This is a genomic window from Alicycliphilus sp. T452, assembly GCF_054512775.1.
On record NZ_JBTNEH010000010.1, the window covers coordinates 121,692 to 138,199 of the forward strand.

Here is a 16,508-nt window from a genome sequence, read left to right on the forward strand (position 1 = left end):
CACCGGCGCCGACGTTCATGCCTGCGCCCGCCCGCGCTCCACGAAGCGCGCGTAGGCCTCGGGAGGCACGAACAGCCCGCCCGTGGTCCACACCAGGTGCGTGGCCCGCGGCAGGTGGGGCAGCAGGCCCTGCGCGGCCAGCCAGGTGCGGCCGCCATCCGTGCCCGCCAGCAGCCCGGGGCCGCCCAGCCCCGCGGCGGCCGAGGGCTCGATGCGCTCGCCCGTGGCGTCCAGCACCTGCACCAGCTGGCGGAAAAGCGTCTCGTCGCGCACCGTGAAGCAGCCCGAGAGCAGCGGCGCCATGAGCTCGGCCGCGGGCAGCGAGGCGCGCGGCACGGCCAGGCCGTCGGCCTCGGTCCGGTTGGTCAGGCCCCAGTCGTACACCGAAGGGTGAGCGCCCTGCCCGGCCATCATCTGCACCATGAAGCAGGGCGACTGCACCGGCTCCGCGAAGAAGCAGTGCACATGCGGCCCCAGCACCTGCCGCAGGCCGAAGGTGATGCCCGCCGGCGCGCCGCCCACGCCGCAGGGCAGGTACACGAACAGCGGATGCCGCGCATCCACGGCGATGCCCGCGCCCTGCAGCTGCCGGCGCAGGTGCGGCGCGGCAGCGCTGTAGCCCAGCAGCAGGGACAGCGAGCGCTCGTCGTCCACGAAATGGCTGAACGGATCCTGCGCGGCCTGCGCGCGCCCCGCGGCCACGGCGCCCTCGTAGTCGCCCGCGTGCTCCACCACCTGCACGCCGCGCAGGCGCAGGCGCTCTTTCTTCCATTCCTTGGCGTCGGCCGACATGTGCACCACCGCGCGAAAGCCCAGCGCCGATGCGGCCACGCCGATGCCCAGCCCCAGGTTGCCCGTGGAGCCCACGGCCACGGTGTGGCGCGCGAACACGGCGCGCGCGGCCGGGCCGGCCAGGGCGCGGTAGTCGCCGGGGCCGGATTGCGGGGCGAGCAGGCCGTGCCGCAGGGCCAGGCGCTCGGCCAGTTCCAGCACCTCGTGGATGCCGCCCCGGGCCTTGACCGAGCCGGCCACGGGCAGCCCATGGTCGGCCTTGATCCACAGGGCGCCCTGCCCCGGCGCCAGGCCGGCGGCCGGGTGCAGGCCCGGCGCCCGCAGCAGGGGCGATTCGATCACGCCGCCCGCTGCCCGCAGCTCGGGGAACACCTGCGCGAGCAGCGGCGCGCAGCGCGCGAAGCGGGCGGCGGCGGCCTCCACGTCATTCAGGCCGATCTGCGTGCCGGCCACGGGCAGCCGCGCCGCCGTGTCCCGGCGCCGCAGGTTGAACCACAGGCAGGGCTCGGCCCGGCGCAGCCGCGCGGCCGCCGGGTCTTCGTGCGAGGGTGGAGGGGAAGAACGCATGGAGGGCAATGTCAAGCCGCCCGCTCGAACACCGCCATGCTCTCCACATGGGCCGTGTGCGGGAACATGTTGACCACGCCCGCCGCCGCGCAGCGGTAGCCCGCCTGGTGCACCAGCAGGCCCGCGTCGCGCGCCAGCGTGGCGGGGTTGCAGCTCACGTAGACGATGCGCCGGGGCGGCTGCCAGCGCTCGTGCCCCGCTGGCAGCGGCGGCGCCTCCGCGGCGCCCAGGCGCGCCTGGTGGATGTCGGCCAGCGCCTTGGACAGGGCGAATGCGCCCTCGCGCGGCGGATCGACCAGCCATTTGTCGGCCGCGCCGTCGGCGATCAGCACCTCGGGCGTCATCTCGAACAGGTTGCGTGCAACGAAATTGGTAGCTGCCAGCGCTTTACCAGCCTGCCTTTGGGCCTGATTTTTCTGATAATTCTCGCGCGAGCGGGCGACCAGCGCCTCGCTGCCCTCCACGCCCAGCACCTCGCGCGAGCGGGTGGCGATGGGCAGCGTGAAGTTGCCCAGGCCGCAGAACCAGTCGATCACGCGCTCGTCCTCGCGCGCGTCCAGCAGGCGCAGCGCGCGCGTGACCAGCACGCGGTTGATGTGCGGGTTGACCTGGGTGAAGTCCGTGGGCTTGAAGGGCATGGTGATGCCGAAGTCCGGCAGCCCGTAGGCGAGCTGCTCGCCGCCCTCGTCGAGCAGGTGCACCGTGTCCGGCCCCTTGGGCTGCAGCCACCATTGCACGCCATGCTCGGCCGCGAAGGCGCGCAGCCTGGCCTTGTCGGCGTCCGACAGCGGCTCCAGGTGGCGCAGCACCAGGGCCGTGACCGCGTCGCCGCAGGCCAGCTCGATCTGCGGGCAGGTGTCGCGCGCCTGCATGCCGGCGATCAGGGCGCGCAGCGGCATGAGCATGGCGTCCACGTGCGGCGGCAGGATCTTGCAGGTCTGCATGTCGGCGATGTAGCGGCTCTTGCGCTCGTGAAAGCCCACCAGCACCGTGCCTTTCTTGGGCACGTAGCGCACCGACAGGCGCGCGCGGTAGCGGTAGCCCCAGGCCGGCCCCTCGATGGGGCGCAGGATGGTCTCGGCCCTGACCTTGGCCAGGTGCCAGAGGTTGTCCTCCAGCACGCGCTGCTTCATGGCCACCTGCGCCCTGGCGTCCAGGTGCTGCATCTTGCAGCCGCCGCAGGCGCCCGCGTGCAGGCCGAAGTGCGGGCAGCCGGGCCGCACGCGCTGGCTGGATTCGCGGTGGATCTCGGTGAGGCTGGCCTGCTCCCAGTTGTTCTTCTTGCGGTGGGTGTTGGCGCTGACCAGTTCGGTGGGCAGGGCGCCGTCAATGAACACGACCTTGCCATCGCTCTTGCGCGCCACGCCCTGGGCGTCCATGTCCATGGACGTGACTTCGAGCCAGCCGGGCGGCAGATCGTGCGGGGTTTCGGGTGGGAGAAGGGTTGCAGTGGGGTCGCTCATGGCCCCGATTGTCTCAGGCCGCCGCCGCCCCGGCAGGCCACGGATGCCGTTTCAGCGGCTCTCGGCAGGCGGCGTGCGCGCGGGGGCCGCCTGCGCAGCGCCGGCGCGGGCGCCGCCTGCATCGGGCAGGTGGTTGATCTCGAGCTCGCAGCCGTGGTTGTCCAGCGAGAACACCAGCGTGCCGCCCGGCGCGATCCGCGCCACGGTCTCGTGCAGGGGGCGCGACAGGTCCACCGGCGGCGTCTGCGAGCGGTAGACGAGCTGCCTGTCCGCCCCATAGACCACGTAGCACGCGGCGCTGGCGCTCTGCGCAAACAAGCCGGCAGACAGGACGGCCGCGCAGGCCGCGGCAAGGCGAATGGCGGGCATGGTTCCCTTCCTCCTGATGATGTGGATGCGCGGCATTATTGCGAAGCCTGGGTGGCATGCAACATTCAAGAGTCCAGGGGCCACTCGCCCAGCACCTCGTAAGGCCCGCTCGACCCGCGCACGTTGTGCAGCAGCACGAAGCGGCTCACCGTCCAGGCCAGGGGCGGCACGGCCTGCCCGGGCACGGCCTGGCGGCTGTAGCACAGCGTCATGTGCGGCGTGATGCGCGGCGCCTGCGGCACGCCCTGCAGCCCCGGCACCTGGGACCACAGCTGCGCGTGCAGCGCCTCGTACAGGCGCAGGAAGCCGGCGTGCCCGTCGGCAGGCCCGCACAGCACGCAGGGGCGCTTGGCCCGCGGCGCACGCGCAAAGCTCAGCACGCGGTCGAAGCGCAGCCGAAACGACCGCGCCCGCACCCGCGCCGCCGCGGCGCGCGCCCATGCCAGGTGGCGCTCGGACAGCGTGGCCTCCCAGCCCAGCGACAGCAGCGTGGCGTGCAGGCGCTGCGCCCGCACCTGCGCCTGCAGGTCGTGGCGCGCGATGAGCGACTGCGCCAGGCCGGCCGCCGCCTGCGCTGCCGCGGCGTCGGGCAACACGGCGAAGAACAGATGGTGCTGAAGGGGTGGCGCCGCAGGCTCCACGCCTGCGGGCGACCGTTGCGGTGCTTGCATGCACTCCACTGTAGCGCCGCAGTTTCGCCCTGCCGGCAACAGGCTTTATCCACGCCGCATATGCCGCGGCGCATTCGGCATTATCAAGACAGGCACTCCAGTCCGCAGGACTGGCGGCCAAATAATCCAGGAATCGCATTTTCCACGACAGAAACAAAGCCGCCCGCACAGGGTAATGGCGGGATGCCGCTGCCCCGCAATCCTGTACCAGTGCTGCATCCGCAATCGCACAGCAATGCAGTCGGGATTTTTAATATTCCATTAATAATCCTCAAACAAAATAAGGCACTCGCGCGCAAGAAACATCCAAAAATATCGGAAATATTATTTGACGACGATCAAATACATAATCAGCCCATCCATCAAAAAATACCTGCACAAAATAAATATCCCAAGGTATTCATGCCAAACCTCACACCCACCCCCGATCCCCTCGCGCCGGCGCAAGCCGGCAAGCGCGGCTTCCTGCAGGAGCTCATAGGCCTGGCCACGGCCTTCGGCATGGCGGGCGCCAGCCAGGCCGCCACCATCTTCGAGCCCGGCCAGCCCTCGCGCCGCCCCGGCATGCAGGGCAAGCGCTTCGGCATGCTGGTGGACATGCGCAAGTGCATCGGCTGCCAGGCCTGCACGGTGAGCTGCTCGGTGGAGAACCAGCCGCCCATCGGCCAGTTCCGCACCACGGTGCTGCAATACGAGGTGGACAGGCCCGATGGCGGCGCCCCCGCCATGGTCAGCCTGCCGCGCCTGTGCAACCACTGCGAGGAGCCGCCCTGCGTGCCCGTGTGCCCGGTGCAGGCCACGTTCCAGCGCACCGACGGCATCGTGCTGGTGGACAACGAGCGCTGCGTGGGCTGCGGCTACTGCGTGCAGGCCTGCCCGTACGACGCGCGCTTCATCAACCACGAGACGCAGACCGCCGACAAGTGCACCTTCTGCGAGCACCGGCTGGAGGCGGGCCTGCTGCCCGCCTGCGTGGAGAGCTGCGTGGGCGGCGCGCGCGTGATCGGCGACCTTCAAGATCCGGACAGCGAGATCAACCGCCGCATGGCCGGGCACAAGGACGAGATCAAGGTCTTGAAGCCCGGCATGAAGACCGCGCCGCGCGTGTTCTACATCGGCCTGCCCGACGAGTTCGTCAACGGCGTGGACGGCCAGGCCAGCGTGCGACTGGTGTCGGATCACTGAAGAAGCGAGGGACGCCCATCATGCACATCACCGAGCTCCTGACCCCGCAGTACGAAGCCGCCTGGCTGCCCTGGGCCGTGCAGTATTTCTTCCTCGTGGGCGTGGCCACCGGCGCGGCGCTGCTGGCCGCGCTGTGCGCCTGGGCGCCGGCGGGCAGCGCGTTGCGGCGCCTGCTGCCGGCCGCCGTGTTCACGCTGGCCGTGAGCGCCATTGCCGCGCCCGTCTCGCTGCTGGCCGACCTGCACCAGCCGGCGCGCTTCTGGCATTTCTACGCGCATTTCACGCCCTGGTCGTGGATGTCGGTGGGCGCGCTGCTGCTGCCCGCCTTCATTGGCCTGTCGGTGGCCATGTGCGCCAGCTGGTGGCTGGGCCGGCACGGCTGGATGCGGCTGCTGGCGCCGCTGCTGGCCGTGTCGGCCCTCACCATCACCGCCTACACCGGCGCCGAGGTCATGGTGGTGCGCTCGCGCCCGCTGTGGAACACGCTATGGCTGCCGGTGAACCTGGCGCTGACCGGCTGGCTGGCCACCGTGGGCGCGATGCTCCTCGTCGAGCGCTTCCTGCCCGCCCGCCTGCGTCCCGATGCCGGCGCGCTGCAACTGCTGCGCGCCCTGGGCCTGGGGCTGGCCGCGGCCCTGGCGCTGGCCACGCTCAGCTGGCTGACGCTGGGCCTGGTGGCGCGCAGCCCCTCGGTGCAGGCCGCGGCGCGCCTGTGGCATGACTTTCCGGTGTGGCGCCTGGGCATGGTGGCCTCGGCCATCGGCGGCGTGGCCGTGCTCGCGGCACTGGCGCGCGGGCGCCAGCGCCTGGCGGCCCCGGGCTACACCCTGGCGCTGGGCCTGGGCCTGGCGGCCAGCGCCTGGGCATTCCGCTGGGCGCTGTTCATGAGCGTGCAGGGCGTGCCCAAGTACGGCGCCGGCCTGTACCTGTACCGCATGCCGCTGGGCGGCGACGGCCTGATGGGCATGCTGGGCGTGGCCGGCCTGTGCGTGGCGCTGGTGGCGCTGGCGAGCTGGGCGCTGGAGCTGTTTCCCGCGCGCCAGCCCGCCGTGGCGGCCTGGGCAGCGCCAGCCAATTCATAGAAAAATCAGCCTCAACCGCAATATGGTCGGGCGCAAGCAGCTACGTATTCGATAGTAAACAAAGCTGCCAGGCCCGCCCCGAAAGGGCTCACATGAGCGACAAGAAACCCACCCCCTCCAACGCACAACCCGAAGCCAACCGCCGCCGCATGCTGCTGCGCGGCGGCGCCGTGGCCGGCGGCCTGGCGGCGTTTGCCGCCGGCTATGGCGAGACCCTGGCCAAGGGCGCCAAGGGCCTGGTCAAGGGCACATCCGGCACGCCCACGAAGAGCGCCACGCGCGGCAACTCGCTCACGCCCGAATTCCGCATCGACCCCGTGAGCGGCAAGCTCAGCGCCCAGCCGGGCCAGACCGTCAGCCCGTCGAGCTGCCTGGGATGCTGGACGCAGTGCGGCATACGCGTGCGCGTGGACCACGAGCACAACAAGATCCTGCGCATCGCCGGCAACCCCTACCACCCGCTGGCCACCACGCACAACGCCCCCATGGACACGCCGGTGCGCGAGGTCTACGCCATGCTGGGCGGCGACAACGGCCTGGAGGGCCGCGCCACCAGCTGCGCACGCGGCTCGGCCATGCTGGAGCACCAGACGGCGCCGCACCGCGTGCTGGCGCCCCTCAAGCGCGTGGGCCCGCGCGGCTCGGGCCGGTGGCAGACGATTTCCATGGAGCAGCTGGTCAAGGAGGTCTGCCAGGGCGGCGACCTGTTCGGCGAGGGCCACGTGGACGGCCTGGCCGCGATCCGCGACGTGAAGACCCTGATCGATGCCGAGAACCCCGAGTACGGCCCCCGGTCCAACCAGCTTCTGTTCACCGACGCCTCCAACGAAGGGCGCACGCCGCTGATCCGCCGCTTCGCCGGCCCGGCCTTCGGCACCGTCAACTTCGCCAACCACGGCGCCTACTGCGGCCAGACCTACCGCGTGGGCACGGCCGCGGCCCTGGGCAACATCCCCGGCATGCCGCACGGCAAGCCGGACTGGAAGAACTCGCGCTTCGGCCTGTTCCTGGGCACCGCGCCGGCGCAGGCGGGCAACCCCTTCCAGCGCATGGGGCGCGAGCTGGCCGAGGCGCGCTCGCGCGAAGAGAACACCTACCGCTACGTGGTGGTCTCACCCATACTGCCCATGTCGTCCAGCCACGCCGCGGGCGACAACAACCGCTGGCTGCCCATCAAACCCGCCACCGACCTGGCGCTGGCCATGGCGCTGATCCGCTGGATCATCGACAACGAGCGCTACGACGCGCGCTTCCTCACCCAGCCCGGCCCGGCCGCCATGGCCGCGGCGGGCGAGGCGGCATGGAGCAACGCCACCCACCTGCTCGTCAACGACCCCAGGCACCCGCGCTACGGCCAGTTCCTGCGCGGCGCCGACATCGGCCTGCCGATGCCCGAGCCCATCGACGACAAGACCCCGGCCGAGGACGTGTACGTGGTGCAGCTGGCCGACGGCACCCTCGCCCCCCACACCGTGGCCCAGGCGGCCGAGCTGGCGGTGGAGCGCGACTTCGCCCCGCGCAAGGCGGCCGGCGCCGCCGAGGAGCCCGCGCCCATCCCCGTCTGCACCGCCTTCGTCAAGCTGCGCGAAGAGGCGCGGCGCAAGACGCTGCAGGAATACTCCGAGCTGTGCGGCGTGCCGGTGAAAGACATCGAGGAGCTGGCGCGCGAATTCACCAGCCACGGCAAGCAGGCCGTGGCCAACTCGCACGGCGGCACCATGAGCGGCGCGGGCTTCTACACCGCCTACGCCATCGCCATGCTGAACAACCTGATCGGCAACCTGAACGTCAAGGGCGGCTGGGTGCTGGACGCCGGCCCCTTCGGGCCGTTCGGCCCCGGGCCGCGCTACAACCTTGCGCAGTTCGAGGGCGCGGTCAAGCCCACCGGCGTGCCGCTGTCGCGCACGCGCTTTCCCTACGAGAAGACCAGCGAGTTCAGGCGCAAGAAGGAAGCCGGCCAGAACCCCTACCCCGCCCGCGCGCCCTGGTACCCGGCGCCGGGCAACATGAGCAGCGAGATGCTGGCCGCCGGCCTGCTGGGCTACCCCTACCCGGTGAAGGCCTGGATCAACCACATGAGCAACCCGGTGTACGCCATCTGCGGCTTCGAGAACACCCTGGTCGGCGCCATCAAGGACCCGAAGAAGCTGCCGCTGTTCATCTCCGTCGATCCCTTCATCAACGAGACCTCGGCCCTGGCCGACTACATCGTGCCCGACACCGTCACCTATGAAAGCTGGGGCATAGGCGCGCCCTGGGCCGACGTCATCGCAAAGACCAGCACCGTGCGCTGGCCCGTGGTGGAGCCGGCCACGGCGAAGACCGCCGATGGCCGGGCGGTGAGCCTGGAGAGCTTCCTGTTCGCCCTCGCCAAGGAGCTGCAGCTACCCGGCTTCGGCAAGAACGCCATGGCCACCCGCGACGGCGAGCCGCTGGACCTGGAGAGCGCCGAGGACCTGTACATCCGCGCCATTGCCAACATCGCCTACCAGGCCGGCAAGCCCGTGGGCGAGGCCAGCGACGACGACCTGGAGATCACCGGCCTCACGCGCTGGATGCCGGACGTGCAGCAGCGCCTGAAGCCCGAGGAGGTGCGCCGCGTGGCCATGGTCATGAGCCGCGGCGGACGCTTCGACAAGATCGAGGACGCCTGGGCCGGCGAACACGTCAAGGCCGCGCACAAGTTCCCGGTGCAGATCTGGCACGAGGGCCTGGCCAGGATGCGCCACTCCATGACCGGCGAGCGCTACATGGGCTGCCCCACCTGGTTCCCCACGCGCCTTGCCGACGGCAGCAGCATGCGCGCACATTTCCCCGAGAAGGACTGGCCGCTCACCATGAGCTCGTACAAGTCCAATCTGATGAGCAGCATGTCGATCGCCGCCACGCGCCTGCGCCAGGTGCACCCGCACAACCCCATCAGCCTGAACCGGGAGGACGCGCAGCGGCTGGGCATCGCCAACGGCGACCGCATCGAGGTCAGCACCCCGGGCAGCAGCGTGCAGGGCGTGGCCCTGGTGCGCGGCGGCATCGCCCGGGGCGCCGTGGCCATCGAATACGGCTACGGCCACAAGCAGCTGGGCGCAGCGGCGCACCAGGTGGACGGCAAGCCCATGGCGCACAACCCGCAGCACGGCAACGGCGTGAACCTCAACGCCCTGGGCTTCGCCGACCCCACGCGGCCCGCCAGGGACAACGTGTGGATCGACTGGGTGTCGGGCGCCGTGGTGCGCCAGGGGCTGCCGGTCAGGGTGCGCAAGGTGTGAGCGGGCGCTCTTTCTAGAATCGGGCGTTTCACCAACGTTCATGCACATCCTTCTCGTCGAAGACAACCCGCTGGTCGCCAGCGGCATACAGGCCGGCCTGTCATTGCACGGCCTGGGCTGCGACTGGGCCGCGAATGCGGCAGAGGCCGAAAGCCACCTGGCGGCGCGCGGCTACGACGCCTGCGTGCTCGACCTGGGCCTGCCCGACGGGGACGGCATGCAGCTGCTGCGCCGCTGGCGCGCGGCCGGCAAGATGCTGCCGGTGCTGATCCTGAGCGCACGCACCACGCTGCAGGACAAGGTCGAGGGCCTGCAAAGCGGCAGCGACGACTACCTGGCCAAACCCTTCGACCTGCCCGAGCTGGTGGCGCGCCTGCAGGCACTCCTGCGCCGCGCCGGCGGCCGCGCCAGCGACCGCGTGCACCTGGGCCACTGCGAGGTGGACATGCACAGCGGCGAGGTCTGGTGCGCCGGCCGGCGCGTGGAGCTGGGGCGGCGCGAATGGACGCTGCTGCAGGCGCTCATACAGGCCCAGGGGCGCGTGCTCAGCACCACGCAGCTGCACGACAGCCTGTACGGCCTGGAGCAGGACGTGGAAAGCAACACCGTCAACGTGCACGTGCACCACCTGCGCAAGAAACTGGGCCCCGATCTGATCGAAACCGTGCGCGGACAGGGCTTTCGCCTGGGCGCATGCGCATGATGCAACTGCCCAGGAGCCTGCGCCTGCGCCTGGTGCTGTGCCTGGGCCTGGCCAGCTGTCTGCTGTGGGGCGGCGTGGCCCTGTGGCGCAGCTACAGCCTGGAGCGCGAGCTCAACGCCATGTTCGACGAGCGCCTGGTGGCCTCGGCCAAGATGGTGGCCGGCATAGTGCACCAGTTCCAGCCCACGCCCGAGAGCACCGCCGGCACGGCGCAGCAGGCCGGCCTGCAGACCGTGATCGCCCGCGACGGCGTGGCCTGCGAGGTCAGCCTGGTGCGCAGCGAGGTCGGCATCCTGCCCATCGCCCGCACCGGCGGCGCGCCGGAGAATGCCACGCACGGCGCCACCGGCTTTGGCTACGCCACCAAGGGCGGCAAGGCCTGGCGCACCTACGTGCTGGAAGACGGCGGCCTGCGCGTGGCCACGGCCGACCGGCTGGACACGCGCGCGCAGCTGGTGCGCTCGGCCTGGCACGCGCTGGCCCTGCCGTTCGCCCTGGCGCTGGCGGCCCTGGTGCTACTGGTCTGGTGGATCAGCACGCACACCCTGCGCCCGCTGCAAAGGCTGCAGCAGGAACTGCGCGCACGCGCACCGCAGGACCCCACCCCGGTGCACTCCGGGCGAGACACGCAGGAGCTTGCCCCCGTGGTCGCCAGCCTGAACCAGCTGCTGGCGCGCATGGATGCCGCCATCGCCCACGAGCGCCGCTGGACGGCCGACGCCGCGCACGAGCTGCGCACGCCCCTCACCGCCATCAAGACCCACGTGCAGGTGGCGCAGATGGCGCTGGCCGGCAGCGCCCCGCCCAAGGCGGCCGCGCAGGCCCTGGCCCATGCCGGCGAGGGCGTGGCCCACATGCAGCACACGCTGGAGCAACTGCTGCAGCTGGCGCGCGTGGAAAGCGCCAGCAGCGCCGAGGCACCCGTCACCCAAGGCGCCGCCATCGCCCAGGCGGTGCACCTGGCGGCGCAGCAATCGCAGCAGCGCGCCCGGGCGGAACATTGGCCGCACGCCCGGGTGCATCTTGCGCAAACGCCCGCCGGCGCCGGCGCCTGGAACAGCGTCGCCATCGCCCTGCCCCCTGCCCTGCTGACCTGCGCCATCACCAACCTGCTGGACAACGCGCTGCGCCACCACCAGGGCGGCGAGGCGGTGGGCGTCGCGCTGCGGCTGTGCCCGGACGGCAGCGTGGACATCGCCGTGCGCGACCATGGCCCGGGCCTTGCCGAACAGGAATGCACGCAGGCGCTGCAGCGCTTTTGGCGCAAGAGCAGCAGCGGGCCGGGCAGCGGCCTGGGCCTGACCATCGTGCGCCGCATTGCCGAAAGCGCCGGCGGCAGCCTGGTGCTGCAGCCCGCCGACCCCGGCCTGCTGGCGCGGCTGCGCCTGCCGGCACTGGCGCCACCCACCGAACCGGCCCATGGATAACATGCTGCAGCTCGGGCCCCTGGTGCTGCCCTGGGTGCTGATCATCCTCGTGGCCGGCTGGCAGCTGGGCAACTGGGTGCACGAGAGGCTTGCGCGGCGCCGCGCCCTGCCCCCCGGCCCGCATGCCTGGCGGCTCACGCTGGTGGCGGTGCTGGCGGCGCGCCTGGGCTTCGTGCTGCAGTACCCGGCCGAATATGGCGCTGCGCCCTGGTCGGCGCTGGACATACGCGACGGCGGCTGGCAGCCCTGGGCCGGCCTGGCCGCCGCCCTGCTCTACCTAGGCCTGCTGTGGCTGCGCAGCAGCCCCTGGCGCCAGCCGGCGCTGGCCGGCCTGGCCACGTTCACAGCCATCTGGCTGGCGGGCCTGGCCGCCGTGCAGGCCATGGCGCCGCAGCGCACCGCAGAGCTGCCCGACTGGCGCGGCCCGGCGCTGGACGCGCGCAGCGTGGCCCTGCCCGAGCTGCGCGGCCAGCCCATGGTGCTGAACCTATGGGCCAGCTGGTGCCCGCCGTGCCGGCGCGAAATGCCGGTGCTCCTGCAGGGGCGCCAGGCGCACCCTGGCGTGCGCTTCGTCTGGGTCAACCAGGGCGAGCCGCCCGAGACGGCGTTGCGTTATGCCACCCAGCAGGGCCTGCCCATGGCCGATGTGCTGCTGGATACGCAGTCGCAGCTGAGCCGCAGCCTCGGCTACAAGGCCCTGCCCACCACGCTGTTCTACGACGCCCAGGGCCGGCTGCAGGCCGTGCGCGCGGGCGAGCTATCCGCCGCCACGCTGGCCCAGCACCTGGCGCAGATCACCGCCGCCGCAGCCGTTTCGGGGCAGGCACCATGAAAAGAGCACGCTCTCAGGGAGCCGTGCGGCTGTGGGCCACCAGATCGGCGATGGTGAGCACGGGCAGGCCGTGCGCCGCAGCGTAGGCGGCGACCTGTGCGCCGCGCATCATGGTTCCGTCAGGGTTCATGAGTTCGCACAGCACGCCGGCAGGGCGCAGCCCGGCGAGGCTGGACAGGTGCACCGTGCCTTCGGTATGGCCCGGGCGGGCCCGCACGCCGCCCGGGTGCGCACGCAGGGGAAAGACGTGGCCGGGGCGCACCAGGTCCGCGGGGCGGGCGCGGGGATGGATGGCGGCCCGGACCGTCGTCAGCCTGTCGCGCGCGCTGACGCCGGTGGTGACGCCGTGGCGGGCCTCGATCGTCACGGTGAAGGCGGTGCCGTGGGCGCTTTCGTTCTTCTCGACCATAGGGGGCAGCTCCAGGCGGCGCAGGTCCTCGTCGGTCATGCACAGGCAGACGATGCCGCTGCCGTCGCGGATCAACTGGGCCATGGTCTGCTCGGTCAGCCGCTCGGCGGCCACGATGAGGTCGGCCTCGTTCTCGCGGTCGTCGTCGTCCAGCAGGACCACGGGGATGCCCCGGCGCACCGCATCGAGTGCGGCCAGGACGCGCCGTTGCGCCGCATCCGCAGGGGTTTCGGCCGGTGGGTGAAGGCGCTGGGCGCCCAGGGTGGTTTGGGTTTGAGACATTCAAACGCTCCTCGTTGACAGGTTGAGAAGACGTTTTCGGGGCGCGCAGCCGCACGCGCCCCACGCGCACGGCCAAGGCCAGCGCCGCAGGGGCACGCACGGGCTAGCGCATCTTCTTTCATCCGGACTGTGACCGTCGGCTCTGGTGTATGGCCAGATCTGCTGACCCCGCCGCCAAGGGACGCTCGGCGATGGGCGCTCGCGGGCTCGCGAAGACCTGCGGCATTGCGCCGCTCCTTCGCCTACCGCCGGTGGGGAATTCCGCCCCGCCCTGAAGACGCGATGCCGGCCCGGGGGCCGGCCCTGCCATTCTAGGGACACTTTCCAGCGCCCCCCGCACGCGCCGGGGAATTTCGGCAGGAAACGGCGCCAGGGCCTACCTCTTGCCCCCGCCCAGGCGCTCCAGCAGGCCGCCGCGGTTGCTTTCGGTGCTGATCGCCTTGCCGCTGGCCGACTCCACGGCGCGGAGGAAATGGCCCATCGCCTCCACGGCCCTGCCGCGCTGCTCGCCACTGTCGAGCGTCTCGTCCACGCTGCGTCCGTCGGCGGTGTACACGCGCACCCAGCTGCGCGGCATGTACGCGATCTGGTCGATCAGGCCCAGGGGCACATCGAAAGCGGTGGCGGGGAAGCCCAGGGCCTGGGCATCGGCACGCGAGCGCGAGCGCACGTGCACCGTCTGGCTGCCGCCGAAGTGGAAGTCCGCCCCCGTCACCTCGGCCGTCTGATAGGGCAGGCCCACGGTCAGCACCGCCTGGCCTGCCTTGGCGCTGCTCCATGCCGCCGCCAGAACGGGGCACTGCGCCCGCGAACAGGCCGCGCTTTCGGGCGCCACCGTCACCGTCTTGGCCCCGCCTTCCGCCTGCCCCTGCTGGACCTGGGGGACCAGCCCTTGCGGGCCCGCGCAGCCCGCAAGAGCCGATGCAAGCAACACGCCTGGAAGCCACAAGAATTTCATCTTCATCACTTCATTCCATCACGGGCAGCGTGACCTGCACGCACAGGCCATGCTCCGAGGAAGGCAGCAGTTCGAGCAGCCCCCCCGCCCTGGAGGCCCGCAGCCGCATGCCCGCGATGCCATGGCCCGCCTCATGCCCCGCAGGATCGGTCGCAAGGCCCTTGCCATTGTCCGCGACCCGCAGCCGCCAGGCGCCGCCATCGGCCGTCCGGACATGCTCCAACCTGACCGACACGGCCGTAGCCGATGCATGCTGCAGCACATTGCTCAGCGCCTCCTGGACGATGGCGGTGAGTTCCCGCGCGGGCCGGCCCACGGGCATGGGGGTATCGTCGGCCGGCATCACGTCCCAATCGAGCGTGATGCCACGGTGGTCCAGCACCGGCTGGATACGGTGGCGCAGGCGTGCCAGGCGGTCGGACAGAGCGTCGTCGTCACCATCCATGGAGTCGACCAGCAGCCGCAGGTCCAGCAGGCATTGCTCCAGCGCCTGCAGCAGCGGCCGCATGGCCGGCGAGCCGCCGTCCGCCAGGGCCATGGCATGCACGAGCTGCGAGCCGACCTGGTCGTGCAGGTCGCGTGCAATGCGCTGGCGCTCCATCTTGAGTTCGCGGCTTGGACGAATGCTGCGCCGGGGACGCCACTGCAGCGCACGCGGCACCTGCAGCACTATCAGGACCCCCAGTACGGAAGCGATGCCCAGGTTGAGGATCTGCCAGCGCAGGGCGGTTTCATGCGCGAACCGGTCGGCGTAGGCCACCAGCAAGACATTCACCACCAGTTGCATGAGACACAGGGCAGCACAGGCCAATGCATACACTGGTGGGCGCGTGCGAAACATGGTTTCCTTTTGTTATCCGCGGCATACAAGGCCTCCCGCCCTGCGCACTCCAAAGGTTCCGGTCAGAACAGGCCCCGCAGCGACGCGAAGCGCACTGCCTGGGCGCGCGTGCGCACCTGGAGCTTGCGGTAGATGTTCTTGATGTGGGTGTTCACCGTGAGGCTGCTGATGAGCAGGCGGGTGCCGATCTCGGCGCTGGTGTAGCCGCTGGCGACCATGCGCAGCACCTCCTTCTCGCGCTGCGACAGGCGCTCCGTCTCCCGTTCTTCCTGCGGTTTCTCGTGGGCGGCCGGGGCCACCACGCCATGGTCAAACCGCTGCAGCAGCCGCCGGGCCAGATGGGGCGTGATGGACGCGCCGCCGTTGGCCACCTGCAACACGGCCTGCGGATAGCTGCCGAACCAGGAGTTCTTGACGAGGTAGCCCGTGGCGCCCAGTTCGAACGCATGCAGCACCTGGTCATCGTTTTCCATGATGGAAATGATCACGGCCTCGGCCGTGGGCCGGGTGGACTTCATGTAGTCGATGAGCTGAAAACCTTCTCCATCGCCCAGATTCAGGTCCACCAGCATGACGTCGAACTCGTGCTGCTTGATCGCCTTGCGGCCCTCGCGCACGCTGGCGGCCTGCGCCACCAGCAAGGTGCGCTGGTCTGCCATCAGCTCCTGGGCGATCACGCGGCGCATGTGCGCGTCGTCATCCACGAGCAGCACGCGCACCGGCTTCTCGACTTGCCCGGCCATGAAATCCGGCCACATGGATGGTGGATTCTGGAGCATCGCGAACTGTCCCGAGACCGGCGGATCCTCCCCCGCGGCCGAAGGGCTGGTGCCGTTGGCTTCTTTCGAATTCAGCATGCAGACCTCCTTCGGACTGTCGTGTGTGCTGGCACACATTCAAAAACGTAAGGTCCGTAAAGACCCGCCATACACGGTAAGCAAATTACACCGGAACACCCGGATGCAGCATTGGGAACTCTTCCATGTTACCGGGCTGACCTTTGGAAACTACCACAAATGGAAGGCGAAATCCATGGAGCCTCGAACCCAGCGGCACTCCCGCCGTGCCGGCAGCACGAGGCCGGCTCCAAGCCGCTGCCCGCCAGATCCCGCCCTCCCGCCGCCCTGCCGGGGTGGCAATCGCGGAAGATCGCTCTCGAAGAATGGGAGGGAGCGTGGGAACCGGTTCCGAAAGCCCTACCATCGGGCCATTGTTTCATCTGTTGAGCTTTCCTCCATGCGCTTTCTCGTCCCCGTGCTCGCCAGCCTTGCCCTGGCCCCTGCGGCCTTTGCCCAGGCAGTTCCAGTGACCACCAGCAGCGGCCTGGTCTACGAATCACTCAAGGAAGGCAGCGGCACGGCGCCCAGGGCCACCGACACGGTCAGGGTGCACTACCGCGGCACGCTCGCCGACGGCAAGGAGTTCGACAGCTCGTACAAGCGCGGCCAGGCCACGGAGTTTCCGTTGAACCGCGTGATCCCCTGCTGGACCGAGGGGCTGCAGCGCATGAAGCCCGGCGGCAAGGCCCGCCTGACCTGCCCCGCGGCCATCGCCTATGGCGAGCGCGGCGCTGGCGGCGTGATCCCACCCAACGCCACCCTGCATTTCGAGGTGGAGCTGCTTTCGGTACGCTGAGCCGGGCCGCTCTGCCCGTACACTGG

At 70.6% G+C, this 16,508-nt stretch carries 15 protein-coding genes and 1 riboswitch; of the genes, 7 read left to right on the forward strand and 8 right to left on the reverse strand.

Annotated features, from left to right (window positions below; genetic code table 11):
• Window positions 1-15: 15 nt before the first annotated feature.
• The 4 genes from ACX12L_RS11235 to ACX12L_RS11250 all read right to left on the reverse strand — a co-directional run bounded on the left by ACX12L_RS11235 (window position 16) and on the right by ACX12L_RS11250 (window position 3,862).
• Entirely contained in the window at window positions 16-1,359 is a 1,344-nt protein-coding gene (locus ACX12L_RS11235; RefSeq protein WP_459262629.1) for a D-serine ammonia-lyase, read from the reverse strand.
• A gap of 11 nt (window positions 1,360-1,370) precedes the next feature.
• Complete coding sequence (gene rlmD / locus ACX12L_RS11240) at window positions 1,371-2,822, reverse strand: 23S rRNA (uracil(1939)-C(5))-methyltransferase RlmD (protein WP_459262630.1); 1,452 nt, start codon at window positions 2,820-2,822, stop codon at window positions 1,371-1,373.
• A gap of 51 nt (window positions 2,823-2,873) precedes the next feature.
• The gene (locus tag ACX12L_RS11245; RefSeq protein WP_459262631.1) at window positions 2,874-3,191 is read right to left on the reverse strand and encodes a hypothetical protein; all 318 of its coding nucleotides are present in this window, start codon (window positions 3,189-3,191) and stop codon (window positions 2,874-2,876) included.
• Between the two features lie 65 nt (window positions 3,192-3,256).
• Window positions 3,257-3,862: a 2'-5' RNA ligase family protein gene (locus ACX12L_RS11250; protein ID WP_459262632.1), complete on the reverse strand. Its 606-nt coding sequence runs from the start codon at window positions 3,860-3,862 to the stop codon at window positions 3,257-3,259.
• A 402-nt stretch (window positions 3,863-4,264) separates the two neighbouring features.
• Between ACX12L_RS11250 and dsrO the strand changes: the two genes are divergently transcribed.
• The 6 genes from dsrO to ACX12L_RS11280 all read left to right on the forward strand — a co-directional run bounded on the left by dsrO (window position 4,265) and on the right by ACX12L_RS11280 (window position 12,357).
• On the forward strand, window positions 4,265-5,047 hold the full coding sequence (gene dsrO, locus ACX12L_RS11255; RefSeq protein ID WP_459262633.1) for a sulfate reduction electron transfer complex DsrMKJOP subunit DsrO: 783 nt from the start codon (window positions 4,265-4,267) through the stop codon (window positions 5,045-5,047).
• A gap of 20 nt (window positions 5,048-5,067) precedes the next feature.
• A complete protein-coding gene (nrfD, locus tag ACX12L_RS11260; protein ID WP_459262634.1) occupies window positions 5,068-6,129 on the forward strand; it encodes an NrfD/PsrC family molybdoenzyme membrane anchor subunit in 1,062 nt (353 codons plus the stop codon).
• Window positions 6,130-6,221: 92 nt separating this feature from the next.
• Complete coding sequence (locus ACX12L_RS11265; protein WP_459262635.1) at window positions 6,222-9,395, forward strand: molybdopterin dinucleotide binding domain-containing protein; 3,174 nt, start codon at window positions 6,222-6,224, stop codon at window positions 9,393-9,395.
• 40 nt (window positions 9,396-9,435) lie between these two features.
• Window positions 9,436-10,098 (forward strand): response regulator, encoded by a 663-nt coding sequence (locus tag ACX12L_RS11270; protein ID WP_459262636.1) that lies wholly within the window; start codon window positions 9,436-9,438, stop codon window positions 10,096-10,098.
• Entirely contained in the window at window positions 10,095-11,525 is a 1,431-nt protein-coding gene (locus tag ACX12L_RS11275; RefSeq protein ID WP_459262637.1) for an ATP-binding protein, read from the forward strand. The genes ACX12L_RS11270 and ACX12L_RS11275 overlap by 4 nt, the downstream gene beginning before the upstream one ends.
• Window positions 11,518-12,357, forward strand: a complete 840-nt coding sequence (locus ACX12L_RS11280; protein WP_459262638.1) for a TlpA family protein disulfide reductase — start codon at window positions 11,518-11,520, stop codon at window positions 12,355-12,357. Before ACX12L_RS11275 ends, ACX12L_RS11280 begins: the two co-directional genes overlap by 8 nt.
• A gap of 13 nt (window positions 12,358-12,370) precedes the next feature.
• Here ACX12L_RS11280 and ribB read toward each other — a convergent pair whose 3' ends face one another.
• The 4 genes from ribB to ACX12L_RS11300 all read right to left on the reverse strand — a co-directional run bounded on the left by ribB (window position 12,371) and on the right by ACX12L_RS11300 (window position 15,626).
• Window positions 12,371-13,048 carry a 3,4-dihydroxy-2-butanone-4-phosphate synthase gene (gene ribB / locus ACX12L_RS11285; protein WP_459262639.1) on the reverse strand — a complete coding sequence of 226 codons (678 nt, stop codon included), beginning with the start codon at window positions 13,046-13,048 and terminating at the stop codon, window positions 12,371-12,373.
• A 106-nt stretch (window positions 13,049-13,154) separates the two neighbouring features.
• Window positions 13,155-13,331, reverse strand: a riboswitch (FMN riboswitch).
• A 93-nt stretch (window positions 13,332-13,424) separates the two neighbouring features.
• Entirely contained in the window at window positions 13,425-14,012 is a 588-nt protein-coding gene (locus ACX12L_RS11290; RefSeq protein WP_459262640.1) for a hypothetical protein, read from the reverse strand.
• Window positions 14,013-14,016: 4 nt separating this feature from the next.
• On the reverse strand, window positions 14,017-14,793 hold the full coding sequence (locus ACX12L_RS11295; RefSeq protein WP_459262641.1) for a sensor histidine kinase: 777 nt from the start codon (window positions 14,791-14,793) through the stop codon (window positions 14,017-14,019).
• 116 nt (window positions 14,794-14,909) lie between these two features.
• Entirely contained in the window at window positions 14,910-15,626 is a 717-nt protein-coding gene (locus ACX12L_RS11300) for a LuxR C-terminal-related transcriptional regulator (RefSeq protein ID WP_459262664.1), read from the reverse strand.
• Between the two features lie 457 nt (window positions 15,627-16,083).
• On the opposite strand from ACX12L_RS11300, the gene ACX12L_RS11305 reads away from it, so the two are divergent.
• Window positions 16,084-16,482, forward strand: a complete 399-nt coding sequence (locus ACX12L_RS11305; protein ID WP_459262642.1) for an FKBP-type peptidyl-prolyl cis-trans isomerase — start codon at window positions 16,084-16,086, stop codon at window positions 16,480-16,482.
• Window positions 16,483-16,508 lie beyond the last annotated feature (26 nt).